6 protein-coding genes and 1 pseudogene are annotated in these 3,944 nt (G+C 72.4%); all 7 read left to right on the top strand.

Translation table 11 applies throughout. The annotated features are described in order from the left end of the window. The first annotated feature begins 89 nt into the window (after positions 1-89). Complete coding sequence (locus tag AB0F81_RS50665) at positions 90-479, top strand: Na(+)/H(+) antiporter subunit C (protein ID WP_360211555.1); 390 nt, start codon at positions 90-92, stop codon at positions 477-479. Continuing rightward, positions 476-1,984, top strand: a complete 1,509-nt coding sequence (locus tag AB0F81_RS50660) for a Na+/H+ antiporter subunit D (protein ID WP_360211553.1) — start codon at positions 476-478, stop codon at positions 1,982-1,984. The genes AB0F81_RS50665 and AB0F81_RS50660 overlap by 4 nt, the downstream gene beginning before the upstream one ends. Next, positions 1,981-2,520, top strand: a complete 540-nt coding sequence (locus AB0F81_RS50655; RefSeq protein ID WP_360211551.1) for a Na+/H+ antiporter subunit E — start codon at positions 1,981-1,983, stop codon at positions 2,518-2,520. Before AB0F81_RS50660 ends, AB0F81_RS50655 begins: the two co-directional genes overlap by 4 nt. Next, positions 2,517-2,777, top strand: coding sequence for a monovalent cation/H+ antiporter complex subunit F (locus AB0F81_RS50650; protein WP_360211549.1), 261 nt, complete (start codon positions 2,517-2,519; stop codon positions 2,775-2,777). Before AB0F81_RS50655 ends, AB0F81_RS50650 begins: the two co-directional genes overlap by 4 nt. Continuing rightward, positions 2,774-3,100 carry a monovalent cation/H(+) antiporter subunit G gene (mnhG, locus tag AB0F81_RS50645; protein WP_360211547.1) on the top strand — a complete coding sequence of 109 codons (327 nt, stop codon included), beginning with the start codon at positions 2,774-2,776 and terminating at the stop codon, positions 3,098-3,100. Before AB0F81_RS50650 ends, mnhG begins: the two co-directional genes overlap by 4 nt. A gap of 75 nt (positions 3,101-3,175) precedes the next feature. Further along, a complete protein-coding gene (locus tag AB0F81_RS50640; protein ID WP_360211545.1) occupies positions 3,176-3,772 on the top strand; it encodes a sigma-70 family RNA polymerase sigma factor in 597 nt (198 codons plus the stop codon). Further along, positions 3,756-3,944, top strand: a pseudogene (locus AB0F81_RS50635) (hypothetical protein); the annotation flags it as partial. The gene AB0F81_RS50640 and the pseudogene AB0F81_RS50635, both read left to right, overlap by 17 nt.

Genomic DNA, 3,944 nt, shown 5'->3' with positions numbered 1-3,944 from the left:
AAGGGCGACCACCACAGGCCATCTCCCGATCCTCGCCGAGTTCCGGCGAGACCTTACAACCAAGATCTCGTCGAAAGGATGGTGCCCTAGTGACCCCGAACCTGGTCTACGTCGTGGTGATCGGCGTGCTGTTCGCCGCCGGTGTCTCGATGGTGCTGGAACGCAGTCTGACCCGGGTGCTGATGGGCATGATCCTGCTCGGCAACGGCGTCAACCTGCTGATCCTGCTCGGCGGGCGGGCCGGGGCGCCGCCCATCGTCGGCGGGGCGCCGGAGTCCGACCTGGCCGACCCGCTCCCCCAGATCATGGTCCTCACCGCGATCGTGATCACCCTCGGGATGACCGCGTTCCTGCTCGCCCTCGCCTACCGCAGCTGGGCGATGGCCGGGCACGACGAGGTGCAGGACGACGTGGAGGACCGGCGGATCATGCTGCTCGCCGAGCGCGACGAGGGCCCCGGCACGGAGGACGAATCGTGACCTGGCTGGTGCCGCTGCCGGTGGTGATGCCGCTGCTCGGCGCCGCGCTGACGCTGATGATGGCGGGGCGGCCGCGCGCGCAGCGCACCGTCAGCCTCACCGCGCTCACCGCGACCCTGCTGGTCTCCGCGGCGTTGCTCTACCTGAGCACCACCGAGGGCACGCTGGTCGTCGCGGTCGGCGGGTGGGTGGCGCCGCTGGGCATCGTGCTGGTCGCCGACGAGCTGGCCGCGCTGATGCTGGTGGTCTCCGCCGCGGTCACGGTCTGCGTGCTGGTCTACTCGATCGGGCAGGGCATGGCCGACGGGCACGAGGAGACCCCGCTGTCGGTGTACCACCCGACCTATCTGGTGCTCACCGCCGGCGTGACCAACGCGTTCCTCGCCGGGGACCTGTTCAACCTCTACGTCGGGTTCGAGATCCTGCTGGTCGCCAGTTACGTGCTGCTGACCCTGGGCGGGACGGAGAACCGGATCCGGGCGGGGACCACGTACGTCGTGGTCAGCCTGCTCTCCTCGGTGATCTTCCTGACCGCGCTGGGGCTGGTCTACGCGGCCACCGGCACGCTCAACATGGCCCAGCTCGCCGGCCGGCTGGACGCGCTGCCCGACGGGCTGCGGCTGACCCTGCAGGGCATGCTGCTGCTGGCCTTCGGCATCAAGGCCGCGGTCTTCCCGCTGTCGTCGTGGCTGCCGGACAGCTACCCGACCGCGCCCGCGCCGGTCACCGCCGTCTTCGCCGGGCTGCTCACCAAGGTCGGGGTCTACGCCATCGTGCGCACCGAGACCCTGCTGTTCCCCGGCGGCCGGGCCACGACGGTCCTGCTGATCGCGGCGCTGCTGACCATGGTGGTCGGCATCCTGGGCGCGGTCGCCCAGTCCGACATCAAGCGGCTGCTCTCCTTCACCCTGGTCAGCCACATCGGATATCTGCTGTTCGGGGTCGGCCTGACCAGCCGGCTCGGCCTGTCCAGCGCGATCTTCTACGTGGTGCACCACATCACCGTGCAGACCACCCTGTTCCTGGCCGCCGGCCTGATCGAGAAACGCGGCGGCAGCACCGCGCTGGACCGGCTCGGCGGGCTGGCCCGGCTCAACCCGGTCCTCGCCCTGGCCTTCCTGATCCCGGCGCTGAACCTGGCCGGCATCCCGCCGTTCTCCGGCTTCATCGGCAAGCTCGGGCTGATCGAGGCGGGGGTCGCCGACGGTGGCCCGCTGGCTTGGCTGCTGGTCGCCGGCAGCGTGCTGACCAGCCTGCTCACCCTGTACGCCATCGCCCGGGTGTGGAACCTGGCGTTCTGGCGCGCCCCCAACCCGGCGATGCCGTCGCCCGCCGAGGGCCGCTGCCCGCCGTTGATGATCGTGCCCACCCTGGCGCTGGTCACGCTCGGCGTCGGGCTCACCGTGCTGGCCGGCCCGCTGTTCGCCGTCGGTGACCAGGCCGCCGGGGACCTGCTGCACCGCGACGGGTACGCGCGGGCCGTCCTGGGCGGGGGCGCGCCGTGATCGCCGGCCGGTGGCGGGACCGGTGCGTGGCCGCCGCCGCGCTGACCGGGATCTGGATGCTGCTCTGGGGCTCGTTCACCTGGCTGACCATGATCGGCGGCACGATCATCGCGGTGATCGTGCTGACCGTCTTCCCGCTGCCGCCGGTCACCTACGCCGGCCGGATCCACCCGCTCGGGGTGCTGCGGTTCGCCGCCCGGTTCATCTCCGACCTGGTCACGGCCAGCGGCCAGGTGGCGCTGCTCGCGCTGCGGCCCGGCCGGGTGCCGCGCTCGGCGGTGATCGCGGTGCCGCTGCGGGTCCCGTCCGACCTGGGCCTGACCCTGACCGCCGAGGCGCTGTCGCTGGTGCCCGGCAGCCTGATCGTCGAGGTGGACCGGGACCGCGGCGTGCTCTACGTGCACGTTCTCGACGTCACCGGCCCGGCTGACGCCGACCGGTTCCGCACCGAGGTGCTCGCTCTGGAGCACCGCATCGTCCACGCCTTCGGTTCCGCGGCGGAACGGCAGGCCTACCACCGGGAGGCGCACCCATGACCGTCGTCGCCGTACTGGTCACCGTGCTGCTCACCGCCGGCGCGGTGCTCGCCCTGATCCGTCTGGTCCGCGGCCCGTCGGTGCTGGACCGCATCGTCGCCACCGACGTGCTGCTGGCCATCGTCATCGTCGCGATCGCCGCCGAGGCCGCCTGGTCGCGCGACGCCACCGCCCTGCCCGTCCTGGTGGTGCTCTCCATCCTCGGCTTCGTCGGCTCGGTCAGCGTGGCCCGGTTCGCCACCGGGAAACCACGATGAACGCCGTCGCCGACGTGCTCGCCGCGATCTTCCTGATCACCGGTGCGCTGCTCAGCCTGTCTGCCGGGGTGGCGCTGGTGCGCTTCCCGGATCTGCTGTCGCGGATGCACGCGGCCACCAAACCGCAGGTTCTCGGCCTGCTGCTCGTCCTGGCCGGTGGCGCGCTGCGGCTGCGTGACCATTTCGGCATGCTCGCGCTGGTCGCGGTCTTCCAGATGGCGACCGCGCCGGTCGCCGCTCACATGATCGGCCGGGCCGGCTATCGCGCCGGCCAGGTCCGGCACGACCTGCTGGTCGCCGACGAGCTCGCCGAGAAACCCTGATCCGTACGTCGATCAGGCGCTCGTGATGTGTCACATTCGGCGCGGCGGCGGTGCTTTCCTGATGTGAACCAAGATGTGGAGCTCGTAGCGCCCGCCGGGCCGGTGTGGCTGCCCGGCCGCCGCCGCACGGCCGGGCGCGCCGAACGGGAGGACGGCGTGGTGAGTGCTGACCCCGGCGCTGTCCGGCCCGACCTGGAACAGGTCTTCCGGAGCACGTATCCGCGGGTCGTCGCGGTCGCCGCCCGGGTGCTCGGGTCCCGCGACGAGGCCGAGGACGTGGCGCAGGAGGTGTTCCTGACGTTCGGCCGGTCCGCGGTGCCGGCCGGCGAGTCGCTCGGCTGGCTGTCGGTGGCGGCGGCGCACACCGCGCTCAACCATCTGCGAACCGGGCGCCGCCGGGCCACCCGCGAGGAGGCCGCCGGTGACGCGGCCACGGTCTGTCCCGACGTCGCCGACACGGTCGTCGCGTCCGAGGAGCGCCGCCGGGTCCGCGAGGCGCTCGGCCGGCTGCCCCGCAAGCAGGCGATCGCCCTGGTGTTACGGCACAGCGGCCTCAGCTACGCCGAGGTCGCGGCCGCTCTCGATCTCTCCCCCGGCAGTGTCGGCACCACGGTGCGGCGCGCCGAGTCCGCCCTACGCAAGGAGTTGAACCGTCATGCGTCATCCCACTGACGGCACGCTGCGCCGGCTCCTCGACGAGCCGGAGGGTGTCGCCGACGCCGACCGCGAGCACGTCGCGGGCTGCCCGGACTGCCTGGCCGGGCTGACGGCCGCCCAGCAGGACGCGGCCGCCGTCGGTGCGGCACTGCACGTCGAGGCCGCTGCGGACGTCGACGCGGGATGG

Source organism: Actinoplanes sp. NPDC024001 (assembly GCF_040638955.1).
In the GTDB taxonomy this organism is placed as follows: domain Bacteria; phylum Actinomycetota; class Actinomycetes; order Mycobacteriales; family Micromonosporaceae; genus Actinoplanes.
This window is presented reverse-complemented; position numbering and strand designations above follow the sequence as displayed.

Coding starts and splice junctions, on each gene's coding strand:
- AB0F81_RS50650 (WP_360211549.1), top strand. CDS start 2,517: ATGACCGTCGTCGCCGTACTGGTCACCGTGCTGCTCACCGCCGGCGCG.
- mnhG (WP_360211547.1), top strand. CDS start 2,774: ATGAACGCCGTCGCCGACGTGCTCGCCGCGATCTTCCTGATCACCGGT.